Origin of the sequence: Caballeronia calidae, assembly GCF_900044055.2 — a bacterium.
Lineage (GTDB): Bacteria > Pseudomonadota > Gammaproteobacteria > Burkholderiales > Burkholderiaceae > Caballeronia > Caballeronia calidae.
In genome coordinates this window covers 1-19,417 of record NZ_FCOX02000021.1, presented here as the reverse complement: position 1 = coordinate 19,417, position 19,417 = coordinate 1, and the positions used below count along the sequence as shown (strand labels likewise).

Sequence of the window (19,417 nt, the reverse complement as noted above, 5' to 3'; positions counted from 1 at the left end):
TCGGGCCGGTCAGAACTTGAAGAGGCTCTGCGGCGTGTCGTGAAGGATCGTCTTGCGATCCTTCGCGTCGGGAATCCATTCGTCGAGCGCGGCGCGCTGCGTCGCGTAGTGCTGCGTCGCTTCGTATTGCGTGAACGGCCAGTCGCTCGCCCAGAGCAGGCGTTGCGGGCCGAAAGCGTCGCGCAGCAGCGGCGCCGCCTGCTTTGCGATGTCGAAGCTCGTGCGATACGCGCCCGAGAGCTTCACCCACACGCGGCCGCTCGCGCCGAAGCCGAGCAGGCGCCGAAAACCGGCGTCATCCGTGCCTTGCTGCCGGTCCGGCATGCCGAAGTGATCGACGACCACGTTCACGCCGGCATCGACGAGCGGCGTCAGCGATTCATGCAGCCGCGCGGCGCGGTCGTTGATCTCGATGTGCCAGCCGCGCTTCGCGCATTCCGCGACGGCTTCGTTCCATGCGCCGTTTGCGAAATCCGGAACGGGCAGATTGCCGGTCAGATTCACGCGCACGCCGACCACGCCTGCCGCTTCGAACGCATCGAAGCGATGCAGGTCCGTCAGCGGGTCGATCGCCACGACGCCGCGGAGCCGTTCGGGCTGCGCGCGCAGGCAATCCAGCAGATACGTGTTGTCGTTGCCGAGCACGCTGACCGCGACCAGCACGCCGCGCGCGATGCCGTTCGCGTCGAGCTGCGCGAGATACGCGTCGAGCGGCGCGTCGTAGTCCGGCGTGAAACGGCGCGGCTCGACGAAGCTCAGGCGGCGATGAAAAACGTGGGCATGCGTGTCGACTGACATGGCGATGGCGCTCTCGTGTTTGACTTTACTGTTGTCGATTTATCATCGAAAACACAATCAGATTACGAAGGCATGTTGTCTTTGTCAACGCGAAAACGCAATCGACGCGCAACCGGGGCGTAAAAAAACCGCCCGAAGGCGGCTGCGTGGGGCTGAGCGCCCGAGGGCATGGTTTACCCGGCTATGCTTCGATATCCTGCGTCTGCTCGCGCTCGAAAACCTCTACGACGGCCTTCTTCGTGCGCGCGGCATCGATATGCCGCTTCAACAGGCTGGCCGCGCCGATGAAATCGCCGCTCTCGATCGCATCGAGAATGTCGATGTGCTCCTGCGCGAGCGCGCGACGCGGCAATCGTTGCTTGGCCTGGCGATACTCGGCGAGCCGCCGCATCTGATCGAGACGGCGCAGCGTTTGCAGCGCGAAGCGGTTGCCCGACCAGGCGGCGATGGTTTCGTGCAGGCGCGCATTCGATTCGAAGCGCTCGGTCGCGGTCATGGCTTCGTGACCGCCGTCCAGAATGGCCTGCTGCTCGCGGCGCAATTCCCGCAACTCCTCCAGATTGGGCCGGAATTTCGGGCTCAGAATGCCCGCCGGCTCGATCGCCGCGCGCAGCGAATACATGTCGTCATAGGCTTCGAGCGAGTCGATCATCGGCAGGAAGCGCCAGCCGTAGCCCGCCTCCTTCTCGGCCCATCCCTCGCTGTGCGCGCGCACGAGCACCTTGCGGACGTCGCCGCGCGAAGCATCCAGAATGCGCGTGAGATCCGCCTCCGTCACGGATTCGGGAATCTCGCCGCGAAACCGCGCATCGGCGAGACGCAGATACAGGGGGTCGTCGGCGGAATTGACCTGCTCGAGCACATCGGGCGGCAGCTTGTCGAACGACGCCTCGACCGAATAGCCGCGATTTTTGTCGTAGCGCATGACGCCCGCCTCGACGAGCCGGTCCAGCGCCACGCGCACCGGCGAGCGCGACGTGCCGATGAGCTTCGCGAGCGTCCATTCCGGCAAGTGCGTGCCGGCCGCGAGGCGCTCCCGGCGGACATAGGCGACGATTTCGCGCAGCGCCTTTTGCTGACTGAGGGTGAGGTCGGAAGTCATGTTCGATGCAATATGCAGAGCCTGGTGCAACTATACCCGCAGCCCGTCGTTTGAGAACGCTTTTGGAGGTGACAAAGACAAATGCTTGCGCGCTATTTGCGTTTGTTGTTAAATAAACGCAACTCAAGCATTGGAGATCCATCGTGGCGCAGTCGAAGATTCAGGCCGTCTATATGCGCGGCGGCACCAGCAAGGGCGTGTTCTTTCGCGACGACTGGCTGCCCGCCACTCCCGCCGCGCGCGACCGCATCCTAATGCGCGTGATCGGCAGCCCCGATCCGTACGGCCAGCAGATCGACGGCATGGGCGGCGCGACGTCGAGCACGAGCAAGGTCGTAATTGTCGGGCCGTCGTCGCGCGAGGATTGCGATGTGGACTATCGCTTCGGGCAAGTCGCCATCGACAAGCCAGTCGTCGACTGGTCGGGCAACTGCGGCAACCTCACCTCCGCCGTCGGCCCGTTCGCGATCGCGCAGGGGCTCGTCACTGCGCCGCGCGACGGCATCGCCATCGTGCGGATCTGGCAGGCGAACATCGGCGCAAAAATCGTCGCGCATGTGCCGATGAAGAACGGCGAAGTCGTCGAGGAAGGCGATTTCGAGCTGGACGGCGTGACGTTTCCGGCAGCGGAGATCAAGATCGAATTCCTCGATCCGGGCGGCGATGGAGACGGCGACGCCGCCGGCGGCGCGATGTTTCCGACCGGCAATGCAGTCGACGTGCTCGATGTGCCCGGCGTCGGTCCGATCGAAATGACGATGATCAACGCGGGCAATCCGGCCATTTTCATCGACGCGGCATCGCTCGGATTGAAAGGCAACGAGTTGCAGCGCGATGTGAACGGCGAGCCCGCCCTACTCAAAAAAGCCGAGGCGATCCGCGCGCACGCGTCGGTGCGCATGGGGCTCGCGAAGACCGCCGAGGTAGCGACGCAACTGCGCCCGCACACGCCGAAGCTCGCGTTCGTCGCGAAACCCGCCAGCTACGTTGCGTCGAGCGGCAAGCCGATCGACGCGGACACGCTCGACATCAACGCCCGCATCTTCTCGATGGGCAAGCTGCATCACGCGATGACGGGCACCGGCGCCGTGGCGATCGCCGTCGCGGCGGTCATTCCGGGGACCGTGGTCAACCGGCTCGTGCCGCAATCGACGGGGTCCGTGCGCTTCGGGCATCCGTCGGGCAGTCTTCAGGTCGGCGCGCAAGCCCGGCAGAAGGACGGCGCATGGACCGTCACCAAGGCGATCATGAGTCGCAGCGCTCGACGGCTCATGGAAGGCAGCGTGCTCGTCCCCGCTGCTTCGTTCGAAAAGAGCGAAGCATGAGTATGAACCTAGCTCTCGACGGCAAAATAACGTCGGCATTCGCGCCTTCCGGCACCCTTCGAGTGGCCGTCAACTTCGGAAATCCCATTCTCGCCTCGCGAAACGAACAAGGGTCCCCGCAAGGTATCTCAGTTGAGATCGCTGAACGACTCGCGGCGGCCCTGGACACGCCATTGCGTCTGGTACCCTTTGACGCCGCAGGAAAAGTGGTAACCGCGGTCGGCGCTGGCGATGTGGACGTCGGTTTCTTCGCCATTGATCCGATTCGTGGTCGAGAAATCGCCTTTACCGACCCTTACCTCCTGATTGAAGGCAACTACCTCGTCCGCTCTGAGTCGCCGATTCTCAGTAAAACCGAAGTCGATCGTGAGGGCGTCCGCGTGGCCGTTGGAAGCGGCAGCGCATACGACCTGTTCCTGACCCGAGAACTGAAGAGCGCTCAAATAATACGCGGCTCCACTTCCCCTGAAGTCGTGAACACCTTCCTACGAGAAGGACTCGACGTAGCAGCGGGCGTACGGCAACAACTGGAATTCGATGCAGCGAGGCTGGGAGGCCTTCGACTTATCGAGGATAGTTTCATGGTCATTCGCCAGGCTATGGGCATTGGCAAAGATCGGGGTCCGCGAGCCGCAGACTGGCTCAATGCCTTTGTTACTCAGCTAAAACAAGACGGAACAGTCGCCGCCGCGATGCGCAAGTATCGGATCACTGGCGCATCAATCGCTGATTGAGAGGGTTCAGCACCTGACGCCGGTCTGACAATCAAGAGGGCGCCCTTGCGCCATAAAAGCGCCCCAAGCTAATCAAGGAACTGGACGCTCGCGCAATCCCCGCGTAGGCCTCCATTCGCCCAGGTATTTCAGGAGACTGTATGCATCAATCAACTTTGTCAGAACAACAAGTTATGGGAAAGATGGCATGGCGACTCATGCCGCTTCTTGTCGTTATGTTTTTGATCGCATTCATCGACGGTCAGAACGTCGGCTTTGCAAAGCTGGAGATGGTTCATGCACTTGGCATGAGTGAAGCGGCTTACGGTTTGGGTGCCTCACACTTTTTGGTTCATCGAGCATCCCGGGAACGCACATACTGAAGGGCGCACAGCCGACAAATAGCCGCTTCGGCAGTAGAACGGCCTCCACCGCACCTACCAGCGCCGTGGAAGACGGTCCGTAGCTATGTTGGACGTTGCCGCTGTAGGCGCGTCCAACATTGGTCGACGAGGTGCCGACAATCTGCCCGAACAAATGCATGGCGCCGAAGGTCAATCCCGCCGAAGCTCACGCTGTTGAACTGCACCGCGTTATTCAGACGCTCGCCCGCAGTGCGGTCCAGGTCTGCGTTTTCGAACAGCATGATCCCGCAGTTGAGGTGCGGCACCATGTACCGCTCCAGTTGCAGCGTATATCCGTGCAGTGGCGCGCGGGATCGAGGATTGAAGGGTAGCCTTGTTATCCGCGTGGAAAGCGGCGCAGGAAGAACTTTCCAGACGGAATTGTTTGCCATCGCGGCTTCAACTGGCGTTGAGCGAACCACCCTCAGACCACTGCCAGGCATTGCGTAGAAGCCGTCACTTCCTCTTGACCGAGCACAGCGCCGAGCACAGCGTCGAGCGTAGCAGTCCGATCGACGCTAGCGCCCACGCCACGAAGGCAACGAGTACGGCCACACGAGCCACGTAGCCGAGAACGTGAAGCCCGGTGGCCTCTGCGTACAGATGGGTCGCGGCGGAGTACATGCCGAGTGGAAAGACGACAGACCATTCAGCCACCGTATAGCGAACCGGCTCGCCAACGATCACGTGCTTCTCGATGTAGAGCGCAACAAGCAGAGGAATCCAGAACGTCGCCAAGACCCAGCATGCGGTTGTCAGTATCCGAAGCACCACTCGGTCGTCGCCCGGCCAACCCGCCACGTTATGCGCCGCCAGAATGAGGTCGCTGCCCGCCAATGTGGTAATGGCCATCGCGCCCATGTTGATCCACCATGGCTCCGTCAGGTCGGCGGCCGTCATTGGCACGAAGCACCATCGATAGAAAATCAGCGTGATCAGGATCATGTACAGCACACCGCCGAGCAGCCATGCGCCGAGTGCGAGCAAATCGAGCAGTGGCGTAGCGTCGCCCTTCATCTGCGACACGGCGGTCGCAAGAACGGCAATCGACTCGGTCGCGACGACCAGCAGCAGCCAGGTCCCGTTGAGCCCGGTATGCAGACCGGGCTTTCTTTGCCCAATCGTCATTGCGCTGAGAAACGCATAGGTAATCACGAACCACATCGCGGCCGCGAGCCCGAGCAACCAGGGCACCGCGGGTTGCAGGACGCGATACGCCGATAGTTGACTGCCGAGCGCGGCGGTCGCCGCAACGAGCGTGAGAAACCCCGGTCCCCGGCCGTGGTCGACGATGTCGGCATGCACCGCACGGGGATAGAGCAACAGACGGCATAGATTGATAGCAAGCAATGCAGGCCAACTCACCGCATTGATGCCGAGAAGAACCCACCCAATGATGTCGTAGCCGAGCAGTCGCGCGGCGATCGAGACGATGCCCGTCGCCATGACCATCGCGAAGGCTGTCGTGGGAAATACCTGCAGCCGGAATTCGCACGGATTTACCGCCGGCATTTACCGCTCCGGGGGAGCCTCATGTCAAAGATGTCCCGCTCCGCTCGCGGCGAGCGTGCGGCAGCCAGATCAAGGCTGCTATTATCGCTGAACAGGCGCGCGGCAACTCTTCGACTGGATCCCGGCCCGCAACTCAACAGCGGGCGCAGTCCGGAGCTACCACACATTTTGGAGCCTTTACCGCGTGCTCGTGGATGAAGCGGGATGGTCCGCGGTTTTCGCGGCCATTTGCGCGGTCGAGGCCGGCTGCGGAACGGCGTCGAGATCGACCCAGTCATACCGTACGCTCGCGAGCGCCTCGTGCAGAGCGTCGTTGGCTTCATAGTACTTGTGCCGGGAGATCAGCCTCGCAGCATCGTCGACGTCGGCCATCACCAGTTTGAGCGGCACGAGTTCCATCGTGTACGCGACGTTGATGTTCGCGACCTTCAACGCGTTAAGCGCCTGATCCCGCTGACCTTGCTTGATGTGCTCATTTGCTGATGCCACGGCTCTTGATTTCCCGGAAGGCTGAGCGAGCTTGTCCGTGATAGTGACGTCCGCGCCCACCGGAAGCCACACCATGGTCCGCGAAACGCGAGCGACGTCCGGTTCATTGCGCGGCATGCTGGACGCCGAAGGCGGAAGTTTCAGATCCTTTTCAGCGGCCGAAAACGCAGTATTGTCCGCCTGCGCTTGCAGCAGCGATTTCTGGGCGGCTTTCACAAGCGTGGCGGCCTTCGCCCCCTGACCGTTGAAGATTGCGAGGCGCGCGAGTTCGATCTGCTGGAACGCCTCGTTTCCCTTCCCCGAGACCTTGCCCATGTCCGCCGCGACGTTGCGCGGAGACTCAGCTGCCTGCACGGTCGTTCCGCAAACAGCGGCGGTAAATAATGCGCAGGTGACAGGGATAAACTGATGCCTTTTCATGGCTTTTTCCTCCTGCAAGTATGCGGCCCAAAACTCGACTGCCGCCGCGGACGCTCGAATTCCCCTTGCGTTATCGTATCGGCGCTTTGAACAATGCGTGGGCTTCAAACTGACGCTTAAAAAATAGGCCGCGCCGCTTAAGGAAGGCTTAAAACGCATCAACGCGCGACCGAGGCGCGGCACTGGCGCGCCGCGTCGAATCCGTGGGGGTAGCTCGGCGAGAGGTGACAGCTGTCGCTATCAGGCGGATGGACACAGCTGAAATGATCAGAGTCTTGTCGGAGCGACGAGCGGAGCTTCAAGTACTCGCTTCATGGAACCGTTGACGGCATGCTTGCAGAGAACTTACGCCGGCGAGCCCGCACCGTCGCGGTTTCGACTTCCCCGCGCCCCAACCTCCGCCAAACCTGTCAGCGACCGCGCTTGACCAGTGTGCGTTCTCAATCTGAGCGTCGCTCAGGTAACTCGGAAAGCAGGCAGGATGTTCGAAGCCGGTCGGAAAGCCGCTGGTCGAATAAGCGGTGTTGTCCGATGTTGTCCGCGTTGTTGGGACCCTCGCCGACGGGCACGCTTCCTAGACCTGCTAACTTGCGCTTCCGACAGGCGATTGAGTGATCCGCGCACGCGCTATCGCCGCGCACGCCCACCAATACGCGCATCTTGGACGCTGCGGTGCGAAGTCCAATGGCCCAAATCGAAGACGAATGCCTGGTGCGCCATGTCGATCAACTACGAGTTTTGACGGAACCGTCTGATGCCGAAACGGCCTGTTTTGACGCGCACAAGGAAGCGCTGCGTTGGGATCAGAAGCGTACACCGATTGAGTCGTGGCACGACCCGCTTCGTGCGGAGTCGGCTCGTCTTGTGAGCTGGCTGAATTTCCGTGGCCGACCACGTCGACACGGATCACACTTCCATGCTGGTATGAACGATGCTCCGACCACAGGGAGAAGCACTCACCCTTCTGATTGATCTCGTCGTTTTGGACCGGAGCAATAAAGGGTGAGCGAAGTCAGAGGAATCATCTGACCTGAAAGTCACATCTCCCCGAGATTGCCAGTTGGAGACAATCGCCATGACTCTATCCACCCTTTTACAGCAACCGGCCGAACGGAAGCCAAGAAAACGGGCCTACCCTCTATGTTCAAGAACACGCCGCTGGCACCTGAGTAGACTTCAAGGAAGCCCACCGCTTTGCCTTGCGCGTCGTACACCACCGGCAGGCGCGGCTCGCCGTTGCCATGATGGCGCCGTTGATAGCGGTCGTCGGCAGCGGTTGCATTCGCACAAAAAGCAAGCAGGACAAGAAGAACTCGACACATGAGGCACCTCCTTCGCCGATCTATGGCGATTCATACTTGATGGTCAGCGGCTCGGGATAATGCGCCGTTAAGGGATAGCTGGTTTCGGCCGCGAATCCAGGTACGGGCGCCGTGGAAGGCGGCATGTGTCCACTGCCCGAGGGAGGGTGGCAGTTCGTACCTTCGAGGACTGCTACGATTTGAATGCCAGCCGAGTCAGTATCGCCCGCAATCAGCAGTGTGACGTCGTCACCTCTTCACATGGCGACGGACGGCCGCGGCCCTGTGTCGGTCAGAATGACCGGCGACCCGCTGCACGTAGGATTCGAGTAAGGGAGCAAGAACGAGTCTAACCATTGAAATTTTGCCGAATCGTACGCATGGAAATTGCTGTTCAAGCGGGTGATTTGGGCGAAGACCAGCACGCCGTCGATCGACAGGAAGACACCGTCGTAGCCGCCGTAAGATGCCAAGCGTCCAATAAGCTTCCCGTGCGCATCAAAAAGCTTGAGGGCGCGGTGTTCGTCGTTTCGCTGTCGGTCCCCATCCTTGTCTCCAGCACCTGAATGAAGCGGAGTAGCGCTTAGAAAAAGAGAGAGTGCAAGAATGAGTAAGCGACGCATGCGCATCTCCTTCGAGTGACAGCAACCGCGCATGGCGCGCGACTCACCTTCAGTCAACGAGGATAGATTCGCGATGCGTCCGTTTCAAGGAACATCGGTTGGTGTCGAAAAGGGAAAAGCGGGACGTAAAGCGCCTGGAGCACAGGCAGACGTTGTGGTCAATGTCCTTTGGTACTTTCAGGATCACTGACGCGAGATGGCTTCGGTGGAGCGGTTCCAATGCGAGCCCGTGCGCCATGCGGTCACAACCACATCTCGCCGCGTAGAGACTCAATATCCGCTTCGTGAAGAAAGTATTTAGCCGAGTTGAACGGCAATAAAGCAAGGCCGATCCACTGCCGCTGTTGCAAAACTCGCACTCGGCGTGCCGACGATCGCGGATGAGGCGGGCAATCATGCGGGCATTATCGAACAGCCTGGCGTCTACGGCACCGACGCCGCGCACACGGCATTGCTGTCCGGCGCGTGCGGACTCGGGTAGCACCGTCGTTGAGTTTAGTCAGCACATGCACGTCTTGCACAAAGGCATAAGACGTCGTGCTAGCGTGCTACGTCTTTTGGAGGTGCTTCGCACCGCCCTTCGTTACCCTAAAATGACAAACCCGAACGACGATGCCCCGCCTGACGGAGGTCATTCCGCGTCATCGGAGTTGTTGGATATGACGAGGAGAGTCTCGTTGTCGGACTCGAGCCACTAGAGGCATGGTGTCACCGATGCAGCAGCAGCGACCGAAATACATAGAGGTCTCCTCGGTAGAAGCGAGATTCATTCGTGTTAGGGCAGCGGCGCGATTAAGTAGGGGCAGGTCCGTTCGGTATGCTACCGACTTTTCGTTTTAGGCTTATGTAAAATCCGAAGTTCACGCCTGCTTCAAATCGCGAATGATCCATTCGAGACATGACAAAGCAAGATCGTCCAAACTACGCCCCGCAAGCGTCAACACCTGCAGACGGCGCTGTGTAAGGAGAGCGTTGTCGAACGGCTTGGCCTTCATGCCGTCCACGCCCAACCGCTTCGCAACTGACACATACCCGGACGGCATGATTGCCTCCGGCACCTCGAGTGCGAAGCGATACAGCGCCGCGACGTAGCGGCTCGTCATCATCGGCACAATCTCGATGTTCTCGACATTGCACGCGATGTCGAAGAGCTGCCGGTTGGTTGTGCCCTTGTCCTGGAGAAGCACGGGATATCCGGTCAGATCCTTCAGTGAGACCTTCGTCTTTCTCGCGAGTGGATGCGTCTCGTGCATCAAAGCCATGACGGGCGCGGGCTGCGTGTATTGCACGGTGACGCCCGCCTCCGGCTTGAAGCTGAATGCGAGCGCGAGCGACGCCTCGCCCGACAACAGCAACTGGCTCGCCCGCTCCGACGACACCACCTCGAGCTGAATCATGATATCCGGATGCTCGAGACGGAAAGCGCCCAGCGACACGGGAAGAAAGTCGAACGCAAATCCTTCGGTGCAAGCGATCGTGAGCGTGCGCGCGCGGCGTTGCTCCTCGCCCTGAATCTCCTCGAAGGCGGCTTGTGCATCCGACAGCGTGCGCTGCGCGTGGCGCAGCAACACCCGGCCGGCATGCGACAGAACCATGCCGCGCGCATGGCGTTCGAACAGCGGCACGCCGATGTCGCCTTCGAGCTTGGCGATATGCCTGCTCAGCGCGGAGACGGTCAACCCGAGCTTCTCCGTCGCCGACGTCAGTGAACCGGCCTGAGCCACGACCGAAAAATAGTAAAGCGACGGCTCCAGCAGCTTGCGCATGACAATGACGCCAGGGTTTGCAAGGTTTGAGAAAAACGCAAACGTACCTTGTTTGATTGCGAATACACGAATACTCGCACGGCGCTAATCTGGTGTCACTCGCCTTACATCACTTCATCGACATGACCCGACAAAGCGCGCTCGCCCTCGCCCAATCGCACTTCGACAGCGGCGAATTTCTCGCCACGCTCCACCGACGCGTCGCGCTCGCCACCGAAAGCCAGCGCGCGGACGCCGCGCCGGTGCTGCGCCGCTATCTCGGCGAAGAAATCGAAGCGTCGCTGACGTCGCTCGGATTCACCTGCGAGATAGTGGAAAACCCTGTGGCGGGCATGCCGCCGTTTCTCGTCGGCAATCGCATCGAATCGCCGTCGCGTCCTACGGTGCTGCTGTACGGCCACGGCGACGTGGTCGCCGGCGACGACGCCAACTGGACGCATGAGCGCTCGCCATGGCGCGTGAGCGTCGAAGGCGAACGATGGTACGGACGCGGCATCGCCGACAACAAGGCGCAGCATTCCATCAATCTCGCCGCGCTCGCGGCGGTGTTCGCGGAGCGCGGCGAGCTCGGCTTCAACGCGAAGATGATCTTCGAGATGGGCGAGGAAGTCGGCTCGCCGGGACTCGACGCCGTCTGCGCGATGCTGCGCGAGCGCCTGTCGGCGGATCTGCTGATCGCATCGGATGGTCCGCGCCAGCGTGCGCCCGCGCCCACCGTGTTTCTCGGCTCGCGCGGCGCGCTGCACTTTCGGTTGCGCATCGCCAATGCGTTCGGCGCGCGTCATTCGGGCAACTGGGGCGGCGTGCTCGCCAATCCCGCGACGGTGCTCGCCAACGCGCTCGCGAGTCTCGTCGATGGTCACGGCCGCATTCGCATCAACGCCCTCTTGCCACCGCCGATTCCGCCGCAGGTGCGCGAGCGCGTCGCGCATCTGGAAATCGGCACGGACGCGGGCGATCCGCCGTTGTCGCCGAACTGGGGCGAACCCGGCCTCACGGCTGCCGAACGCGTCTTCGCGTGGAACACGCTCGAAGTGCTCGCGATGCAGTCAGGCAACGTCGCCAATGCGGTCAGCGCGATTCCGGCCGCCGCTGAGGCGGTGTGCCAGTTGCGCTTCGTGGTCGGCACAGAGTGGAAGCGCGCGAAGGAGCTGATCGAAGCGCATCTGGCGCGCGAAGGCTTCGAAGATATCGAGGTGACGATCGAGGCGTCCGGCGGCGCGACTCGGCTCGATCCGGACGACCCGTGGGTCGCGTTCACCGAGCGTTCGATCGAGGCATCGACCGGCAAGCGCGTCACACTGTTGCCGAACCTGGGCGGCACGATTCCCAACGAATGCTTCGCGGACACGCTTGGCCTGCCGACCATCTGGATTCCGCACTCGTATCCCGGCTGCCGCCAGCACGCGCCCGACGAACACGTGCTCGCGCCGGTCATGCGCGAGGCCCTGCAACTGATGACCGGCGTGTTCTGGGATCTCGGCGAACCCGGCGCGTCGCACAGCCGATAACTTTCGTCTGCTTCGCCATTTCACCCTTTGCACGGAACCCCCATCATCATGGATTCGACTGTCATCGAGGAAAGCCCGCCGCAGGCCGGCGCGAAGCCCATGCGGCGCCTGATCATCGCGACGAGCATCGGCAATGCGCTCGAATGGTTCGACTTCGCCGCGTACGGCTTCTTCGCCGTCACGTTGTCGAAGCTGTTCTTCCCCGCGCACGACGAGACCGTCTCCTTGCTGATGACTTTCGGCACCTTCGGTCTTTCATACGTGTTCCGCCCGCTCGGCGCGCTTCTGCTCGGACGCTACGCGGATCGACGCGGACGCAAGTCGGCGCTGCTCGTCGCGCTCGCGCTGACGACCGTCGGCACGCTCATCTGCGCCGTGATTCCGACCTATGCGCAGATCGGCCTCGCCGCGCCGATCGGCCTGATGATGGCGCGCATCCTCATTTCGTTCTCGACGGGCGGAGAATTCGGCAGCGGCACCGCGCTGATGATCGAGCAGAAGAGCCGCCGCAAGGCGTTCCTCGCGAGCTGGCAGTTTTCGAGTCAGGGCATGAGCACGGTGCTCGCGTCGTGCGCGGGGCTCGTGCTCAGCACGCAGCTGTCGCCGGCGCAGATCGAATCGTGGGGATGGCGCGCGCCGTTCATCTTCGGCCTGCTGGTTGCGCCAGTGGGGCTTTATATCCGCAAGCATATCGACGACACCCTGCCCGCTCATGAGCACGACACACACGCCACCGCACGCCATGCGCCCGTGCGCGAACTGCTCGCGCACAGCAAGGGCCGCATCCTGCTGGCCGCGGGCATCATGGCCGTGTCCACCGCCGCGAGCTATCTGATGATCCTCTACATGCCGACCTACGCGGTGAACCAGTTGCACCTGCCGGCATCGACGGGCTTCGCCGCGACGGTCGTCACTGGCACGATCCTCATGCTGTTCACGCCGCTGATGGGCCATCTCGCCGATCGCTACGGACGCAGCCGCATGATGGTCGTCTCCGCGATCGTCACGCTGCTCACGATCTATCCGTGTTTCGCGTGGCTGCTGGCGAAGCCGTCGCTCTCCGTGCTGATGGCGATCATGGTGCTCGCCGGCGCGTTGAAGGCGATTTACTTCGGTCCGCTCGCCGCCGTGCTGTCCTCGCTCTTTCCGACGAGCGTGCGCAGCACGGGCCTGGGCTTCAGCTACAACATCGGCGTGATGGTGTTCGGCGGCTTCACGCCATGGCTCGTCACGGCAATGATCGGCGCAACGCACGATCCGCTCTCCCCCGCGTTCTATCTGATGGCGTGCGCCGTGCTGAGCCTCGGCTGCATCGCGCTCTACCACTTCAAGCTCGTGAAGCACATCTGAGACATGAATATGCCTGACAACGACTTCAGCGGCTGGTTGATGTATCACTCCGTGGGCGTGTATCCGGGGCATCGCGAGGCGATGACCGATGCGCTCGCCCGTTTCGCATCGACATGGTGTGCACCCGATGACACGCGCTGGGACGAGGCGCTCGCCGCGCGCGCACGCCTCTTCTCGGACTGGGCGGCACTGATCGGCGCACGCGATGCCGACGTGTTCGGCGCGCAGAACGTGACCGATGCCTTCGCGCGCTTTCTCGACGGCCTCGCCGACGACGTGCTGCGCGATCGCACCGTGCTCGTCGCAGCGGACTGCTTCCCAAGCCTGCACTTCCTGCTGTCGGGACTCGCCACGCGGCGCGGCTTCACGCTGCGCACCGTGCCCGTGCGCGCAGGCGAAGACTACGTGCGCGACGAGGACTTCATCGAGGCATGGACCGGCGACGTCGCGCTCGCGCTCGTCACGTGGGTATCGTCGCTCACGTCGAAGCGCGTGAATCTCGCTGCCATGTGCGAACAGGCGCGCCGGCGCGGCAGCCTCGCCGCGCTCGACGTGACGCAGGGCACCGGCATCCTGCCGTTCGATCTGAACGAAACGCCCTTCGACTTCGTCTGCGGCTCGACGCTCAAGTGGTTGTGCGGCGCGCCGGGCACGGGCCTCGGCTATATCGCGCCGCATGCGCTCGCACGCGGCGTCGAGCCCGCGGTGCGCGGCTGGTTCAGCCAGGAGAATCCCTTCGACTGGAACATCGATGCCTTCTCCTATGCATCCGATGCGCGCCGCTTCGATACGGGCACGCCGTCCGTGCTTCCGTTCGTCGCTTCGCAGCCCGGCATGTCGTGGATGCGCGCGCAACCGGCGGGCAGCGTGCGCGCGCACAATCTCTCGCTCTGCCACGAACTTATCGCAATGCTCGACGACAAGCGCTATCGCCTGCTCTCCCCGCGCGCGGACGACGAACGCGGCGCGAGCATCATGGCCGAAGCGCCCGCGCATCTTGATGCCGCGAGCATCGTCGTGCAACTGAAGGAGGCCGGTCTCTTCGTCGATTCGCGCGGCCGCACGCTGCGCTTTTCGCCGGGCGTCTGCACGACGCGCGCCGGACTCGAGAGGCTCGCGCAATGTCTGCCGCAATGAAGCGTCGCGGCTCGCGCGTTCTTTCGAGCGCGCCGCGACGTATCGGAATCGCCTGTGTGCTGACTGGGCCGCCGGCGCGCGTGAGCATCACGCGCCGCCGCATCCCTTTCAACTGCTATGCGAGTTTCCATGAACACGTCCACCACCACGACTGACGCGCGCATCGAAGGCGTGCAAGGCTTCATCGTGCCGATGCACTGCACGGACCTTCCCGCGACCATGCAGTTCTTCATCGCGCGACTCGGCTTCCGGCTCGATGCGATCTTCCCCGCCGATGGGCCGCGCACCGCCATCCTGTCGCGCGACGGCTTCAACCTGAAGCTCGGCCTCGACGTGCGCGACGGCGAAGGCATCACCACGCTGAACGTGCTCTGCGACGATCCCGCGCAATTGCCCGGCGAAATACGCGAACTTGTCGCGCCCAACGGCGTCGTCGTTCGTCTTCTCCACGCCAATCCGCCGATGATCCTTCCGCCCACGCGCCAGCAACTCGTGCTCTCGCACGCGGGCGACGACGCGCACTGGAGCGTCGGCCGCGCAGGCATGCGTTATCGCGATCTGCTTCCCGAGCGGCATGGCGGCGCGTTCATCGCGTCGCATATCCGCATTCTCGAAGGCGGCCCCGTGCCCGACTACGTGCACTGCCACAAGATCCGCTTTCAGACAATCTTCTGCCGCAAGGGCTGGGTGCGTCTCGTCTATGAAGGACAAGGCGAGCCGTTCATTCTCGAAGCGGGCGATTGCGTGCTTCAGCCACCGGAAATCCGTCATCGTGTGCTCGAAAGCTCGGCGGGCGCGGAGGTCATCGAGCTCGGCAGTCCCGCTGAGCACATCACGATGGCCGATCACGACATGACCTTGCCCTCGCCGCTCTACGATCCGGAACATGACTTCAACGGCCAGCGCTTCGTGCGGCATGTCGCGAAGCATGCAGCGTGGAAGCCGTGGAAATCGCAGGGATTCGTCGTCGCGGATACGGGTATCGGCGCGGCGACCAATGGGCTCGCGGGCGTGCGCGTGGTGCGCGCGGAAGGCGCTGGGCAGGAAGTCTCGCGCATGCACGACACCGAATTCTGCTTCTTCCTCGTGCTCGCGGGCAGTCTCGATGTGGCACAGGGCGAACAGCGCTGGCGCCTCGCAACTGATGACAGCATCGCGATTCCAGGCAAGCTGCCCTACACGTTCACGCGATGCAGCCCGGATCTCGAACTGCTCGAAGTGACCCTGCCCGCCGATTTTTCACTCGCCTGAAGAACCGATCATGATCGATCGCCACACCATCGCCTTCGTTTCCGGCGCGAATCGCGGGCTCGGCGCGCAGTTCGTCGCGCGTCTGCTCGCGCGCGGTGCGGGCAAGGTCTATGCCGCGTCGCGTACGGGACATATCGATATCGACGATGCGCACGTGATTCCCGTCACGCTCGACATTACCGACGATGGAAGCGTCACGCACGCCGCGCGTCTTGCTGCCGATACCACGCTGCTCGTCAACAACGCGGGCGTGAACCGTCAGTCCGCGTTTCTCGCGCCGCATGCGCTGGACGATGCGCGCGCCGAGATGGACGTGAACTACTTCGGCACCTTGCGCATGGCCCGCGCCTTCGCGCCCATGCTGATGGAATCGCATGGGACGATGATCAACGTGCTGTCGATCCTCGCGCGCGTGAGCCTGCCCGCGATGGGATCGCTGTGCGCATCGAAGGCGGCGGCGTTGCGTCTCACCGAATCGATGTGCGCGGCACTCGCGCCGCACGGCGTGCGCGTGCTCGCGGCGCTGCCCGGTGCGATCGATACCGACATGAGCCGCGATTTCGCAGGCCCCAAGCTCGATGCCGCCGAAACTGCCGATGCCATCCTCGATGCGCTTGCCGACGATGCGCGTGAAATCTACGTCGGCACAATGGCGCAACAGCTCGTACAAGGGCTCGCATCGAATCGTGCGGCGACGCAGGCCCAGCTTCTTTTCCCATCAGGAGACGCTTGAGGACATGGGTTCATACATCGACATAAACAGTCACGACGGCAAGCGCTTTCGCGCGTATCACGCCGCGCCCGCGCAAGGCTCGGGGCCGGGAATCGTGCTGCTTCAGGAGATCTTCGGCATCAACGGCTACATGCGCGCGATGGCCGATCGCTTCGCCGAGGAAGGCTATGTCGCGCTCGTTCCCGACCTGTTCTGGCGCATGAGGCCGGGCGTCGAGCTGGGCTACGGCGAAGCGGATTTCAACGAGGCGCTTGGGCTCAACGAAGCGCTCGATATCGACCTCGCCGTGCGCGATATCGGCGCAACGCTCGACGCGTTGCGCGCGCTGCCCATGCAGGCGGGCAAGGTCGGCGCGATCGGCTATTGCCTCGGCGGCAAACTGGCGATGCTCGCCGCGGCGCGGCTCGAACTCGATTGCGCGGTGAGCTACTACGGCGTCGGGCTCGATGCGTATGTCGACGAGATCCCGTCGATCCGCTGCCCGATGCTCTTCCACTTCGCGGGCAACGATGCCTTCTGCCCGCCCGCGACGCGCGAAACCCTGCTTGCCGCGTTCGCCGCGAATCCGAAGCTCGAAGCGCACGTGTATCCCGGCTGCGATCACGCGTTCGCGACGCCCGAACGCCCGCACTACGACAAGCCCGCCGCGACGATGGCTTACTCGCGCACGGTCTCGCTGCTACGGCGCACGCTCGGTCCGATTCACGATCTCAACGCGCTATGGGAGCGCCACTGTTACTACGAGTTCGCGACCCGCGACGTCGACGCCGTCATGCCGACGATGGTCGCCGAGCCCTACGTGAACCACGTCCCGACGATGACGGGCGGCGTCGGTCACGATGAACTGAAGCGCTTCTATCGCTATCACTTCGTCGATGCAAATCCGGCGGACACGCGGCTCATTCCGCTTTCGCGGACGATCGGCGCGGACCGCATCGTCGATGAATTCGTGTTCTGCGCGACGCATGATCGCGAGATCGACTGGCTGCTGCCGGGCCTCGCGCCTACAGGCAAGTACTTCGAGGTGCCGATGCTCGCCGTCGTCTGCTTTCGGGGGGACAAGCTCTACAACGAGCATATCTACTGGGATCAGGCTTCGGTGCTCGTGCAGATAGGCGTGCTCGATCCGACCGGCTTGCCCGTCGCCGGTATTCAGACAGCGAAGAAGATGATCGACGAAACGCTTCCGAGCAACACGCTGATGCGCAATTGGCCCAGCAGCGTGGACAAGCCGAACTAAGACGACTACGGCTCTTCTCGAGGCGCGACGACCCGTTGTGGCGTCGCGCCTTTTCCTTTGTCCGCGCCGAATGCCTTGCCGTACCAAGCATTGCGAATCTCGCAAACCTCGCTTGATTGATTGCGAATACTAGATCGGTCGCGAGCCGGTAGAGTGCATAAGGAGTTGTCGATGCAAGCGCTCCCCACGAGATGAAACCTCACCATTCATTACTTCGTCATGCCAATGAAGATCAAAACACTATCGGCTGCCGTACTTCTCGCTGCTTGCAGCGCCGCCCACGCCGATGTCAGCGCCGTCACGCTGTACGGGCTCATCGATTACGGTGTGAACTATCAGAGCAACAGTGGCGGCGGACGCGTGATAGGCGGCGCGAGCGGGATCATGCAAGGCTCGCGCTGGGGCTTCAAGGGCGTCGAGGATCTCGGCGGCGGGCTGTCGGCGATCTTCCAGTTGGAGAACGGCTTCGATCTGGGCAAAGGGACCGCGTTGCAGGGCGGCGCGCTGTTTGGACGGCAGGCGTATGTCGGTTTGTCGAGCAACGCATATGGCGCGCTCACGCTGGGGCGTCAGTACGATTCGCTCGTGACCTTCGTCGAATCGCGCATGAACTCGGCGAACTATGGCGGCGGCACGACCGCGCATCCGGGTGATCTCGATAACCTCAACAACAGCAAACGCGTGAACAACTCCGTGAAATACATGAGCCCGAGCTTCGGCGGCTTCACGGTGGGTGGTGTATATGGTTTCGGCGGCCAGGCGGGAGACTTCTCGCGCAATCAGATCTGGTCCGTCGGCGCGGGCTATGACTACGGTAACTTCTCGGCGGGCGCAGCGTACATGAACGTGCGCAACCCGAACCAGTCGTTCTTCACGAGCACGCCCACGAACGTCGCGGGCGCCAATCTCAACAACATGACCGCAAGCCCGGTCTATAGCGGGTATGCGTCGGCACACTCGTATCAGGCAGTGGCCGCGGCCGGACGCTATGCGCTGGGTGCGGCGACGTTTGGCCTCGTCTACAGCAACGTGCAGTTCAAGGGTCTCGGCGATACGTCTTCCGGCTCGAATCCTCTCGGACTCACGGGCACGGCGAGATTCAATACGGGCGAGTTCAATCTCACGTACTTCTGGACTTCCGCACTGGTGAGCGAGCTCGTCTATAGCTATACACACGGCTCGGGCGTGGGCACGATAGGCTCGTCGAGCTACAACACGGTGTCTTTGTCACTCGATTATTACCTCTCGAAGCGCACGGACGTCTATGTGATCAGCAGCATGCAGCTCGCAAGCGGGACCGATTCCACCGGACGTGCGGCCCGTGCGACGCTCAACGCGCTGACGGCGTCATCGACGAATCGCCAGACGTTTGTTCAGTTGGGCATGCGTCACAAGTTCTGACGTGCAAAGGCGGCCCCCGCCACTCGCGACCGATGACACTTTGAAAGAGCAACGCTACATCTTGGCGAACCCGTTTTCAGGGGTCAAGGTTCGCGGTGCGACGCGCGCGGCTTCGCTCGATGCGTCGCGCGCTTTTACTGAAGGCGAGTGGCAGCTGGTTCGGGCGATCGCCGACGGCCTGGAGTATTCGTACGGGTGGTCCGCGTCAGCGGCGCAACGGCTGCGGTTTCTGTTGGACTTCGGCGTGGCGACGGGCCTACGGGCCGGCGAGCTCGTGGGGAGGACGCTGCGGCAGATTGAGACCGATCCCAGCGGACTCCACTGGCTTCGAGTCACCGGCA

General features: G+C 62.5%; 16 protein-coding genes and 2 pseudogenes. 11 read left to right on the top strand and 7 right to left on the bottom strand.

What is annotated here, in order from left to right; translation table 11 throughout:
- Positions 1-9: 9 nt before the first annotated feature.
- Both AWB78_RS19870 and AWB78_RS19865 read right to left on the bottom strand, forming a co-directional pair.
- The gene (locus AWB78_RS19870) at positions 10-798 is read right to left on the bottom strand and encodes an amidohydrolase family protein (protein ID WP_062607325.1); all 789 of its coding nucleotides are present in this window, start codon (positions 796-798) and stop codon (positions 10-12) included.
- A 181-nt stretch (positions 799-979) separates the two neighbouring features.
- Positions 980-1,900, bottom strand: a complete 921-nt coding sequence (locus AWB78_RS19865) for a GntR family transcriptional regulator (protein WP_062607323.1) — start codon at positions 1,898-1,900, stop codon at positions 980-982.
- Between the two features lie 173 nt (positions 1,901-2,073).
- Between AWB78_RS19865 and prpF the strand changes: the two genes are divergently transcribed.
- The 3 genes and pseudogenes from prpF to AWB78_RS43635 all read left to right on the top strand — a co-directional run.
- Positions 2,074-3,225 (top strand): 2-methylaconitate cis-trans isomerase PrpF, encoded by a 1,152-nt coding sequence (gene prpF / locus AWB78_RS19860; protein ID WP_232477763.1) that lies wholly within the window; start codon positions 2,074-2,076, stop codon positions 3,223-3,225.
- A gap of 2 nt (positions 3,226-3,227) precedes the next feature.
- On the top strand, positions 3,228-3,959 hold the full coding sequence (locus AWB78_RS19855; protein WP_062607319.1) for an ABC transporter substrate-binding protein: 732 nt from the start codon (positions 3,228-3,230) through the stop codon (positions 3,957-3,959).
- A gap of 140 nt (positions 3,960-4,099) precedes the next feature.
- Positions 4,100-4,291: pseudogene (locus AWB78_RS43635) on the top strand (MFS transporter); the annotation flags it as partial.
- 507 nt (positions 4,292-4,798) lie between these two features.
- Here AWB78_RS43635 and AWB78_RS19845 read toward each other — a convergent pair.
- The 5 genes from AWB78_RS19845 to AWB78_RS19830 form a co-directional block, all read right to left on the bottom strand.
- Positions 4,799-5,854, bottom strand: coding sequence for a tellurite resistance/C4-dicarboxylate transporter family protein (locus tag AWB78_RS19845; protein WP_062607316.1), 1,056 nt, complete (start codon positions 5,852-5,854; stop codon positions 4,799-4,801).
- A gap of 177 nt (positions 5,855-6,031) precedes the next feature.
- A complete protein-coding gene (locus tag AWB78_RS19840; RefSeq protein ID WP_157697575.1) occupies positions 6,032-6,763 on the bottom strand; it encodes a YfdX family protein in 732 nt (243 codons plus the stop codon).
- Between the two features lie 1,037 nt (positions 6,764-7,800).
- Positions 7,801-8,085, bottom strand: a complete 285-nt coding sequence (locus tag AWB78_RS46645; RefSeq protein WP_157697574.1) for a hypothetical protein — start codon at positions 8,083-8,085, stop codon at positions 7,801-7,803.
- Between the two features lie 236 nt (positions 8,086-8,321).
- Entirely contained in the window at positions 8,322-8,687 is a 366-nt protein-coding gene (locus AWB78_RS48390; protein WP_232477757.1) for a hypothetical protein, read from the bottom strand.
- Positions 8,688-9,547: 860 nt separating this feature from the next.
- On the bottom strand, positions 9,548-10,453 hold the full coding sequence (locus AWB78_RS19830) for a LysR family transcriptional regulator (protein ID WP_062607312.1): 906 nt from the start codon (positions 10,451-10,453) through the stop codon (positions 9,548-9,550).
- A 122-nt stretch (positions 10,454-10,575) separates the two neighbouring features.
- Between AWB78_RS19830 and AWB78_RS19825 the strand changes: the two genes are divergently transcribed.
- The 8 genes and pseudogenes from AWB78_RS19825 to AWB78_RS19790 all read left to right on the top strand — a co-directional run.
- Positions 10,576-11,964, top strand: a complete 1,389-nt coding sequence (locus AWB78_RS19825) for a M20 family metallopeptidase (RefSeq protein WP_062607451.1) — start codon at positions 10,576-10,578, stop codon at positions 11,962-11,964.
- 48 nt (positions 11,965-12,012) lie between these two features.
- Complete coding sequence (locus AWB78_RS19820; protein ID WP_062607310.1) at positions 12,013-13,314, top strand: MFS transporter; 1,302 nt, start codon at positions 12,013-12,015, stop codon at positions 13,312-13,314.
- A gap of 3 nt (positions 13,315-13,317) precedes the next feature.
- Positions 13,318-14,451 carry an aminotransferase class V-fold PLP-dependent enzyme gene (locus tag AWB78_RS19815; protein ID WP_062607308.1) on the top strand — a complete coding sequence of 378 codons (1,134 nt, stop codon included), beginning with the start codon at positions 13,318-13,320 and terminating at the stop codon, positions 14,449-14,451.
- Positions 14,452-14,580: 129 nt separating this feature from the next.
- Positions 14,581-15,702: a cupin domain-containing protein gene (locus tag AWB78_RS19810; RefSeq protein WP_062607306.1), complete on the top strand. Its 1,122-nt coding sequence runs from the start codon at positions 14,581-14,583 to the stop codon at positions 15,700-15,702.
- Between the two features lie 10 nt (positions 15,703-15,712).
- A complete protein-coding gene (locus AWB78_RS19805) occupies positions 15,713-16,435 on the top strand; it encodes an SDR family NAD(P)-dependent oxidoreductase (protein ID WP_062607304.1) in 723 nt (240 codons plus the stop codon).
- 4 nt (positions 16,436-16,439) lie between these two features.
- A complete protein-coding gene (locus AWB78_RS19800) occupies positions 16,440-17,675 on the top strand; it encodes a dienelactone hydrolase family protein (RefSeq protein ID WP_062607303.1) in 1,236 nt (411 codons plus the stop codon).
- Between the two features lie 225 nt (positions 17,676-17,900).
- On the top strand, positions 17,901-19,076 hold the full coding sequence (locus AWB78_RS19795; protein ID WP_096031814.1) for a porin: 1,176 nt from the start codon (positions 17,901-17,903) through the stop codon (positions 19,074-19,076).
- 40 nt (positions 19,077-19,116) lie between these two features.
- Positions 19,117-19,417: pseudogene (locus AWB78_RS19790) on the top strand (integrase); the annotation flags it as partial.